This is a genomic window from Vibrio sp. 10N.222.52.B7 (assembly GCF_041474275.1).
Classification (GTDB): Bacteria; Pseudomonadota; Gammaproteobacteria; order Enterobacterales; family Vibrionaceae; genus Vibrio; species Vibrio crassostreae_C.
In genome coordinates this window covers 1-396 of sequence record NZ_JBFRTU010000556.1, presented here as the reverse complement: position 1 = coordinate 396, position 396 = coordinate 1, and the positions used below count along the sequence as shown (strand labels likewise).

The 396-nt window shown below is 46.5% G+C and carries 1 pseudogene; it reads left to right on the top strand.

What is annotated here, in order from left to right:
• Positions 1-396 (top strand): annotated as a pseudogene (locus AB4512_RS24170) (porin); the annotation flags it as partial.

Below are 396 nucleotides of genomic sequence, written 5' to 3'. Positions count from 1 at the left end.
GTACTGGTCGTGGTGAAGAGATGGTGAGCTACGGCAATGCTATCGATTTCGGTAACGCAGGTTCTCTAAGCGCAGCTGTTGCATGGCAAGGTCGTAAAGCTGACGGTTTGAATGAATACGGCAACCGTGGTCAAATTGCTTTGAACTACGCTATTGCTGACGTTACTGCAAACTACGCTTACAACACTGGTGATGTTAAGTACGTTGGTGCTGGCTCACAAACTGCTGACTCTCACGTGTTGAGTGCAACTTACGGTTCATACGGTGCTGAAGGTCTTTACCTTGCGGGTGTTTACGCAATGAACAACTACATGAACTCTGGCAACAACCAGATTCTTGAAGAGTCAGTTGCTATTGAATTACTAGCGTCTTACGCATTGTCTAACAGCCTTAACC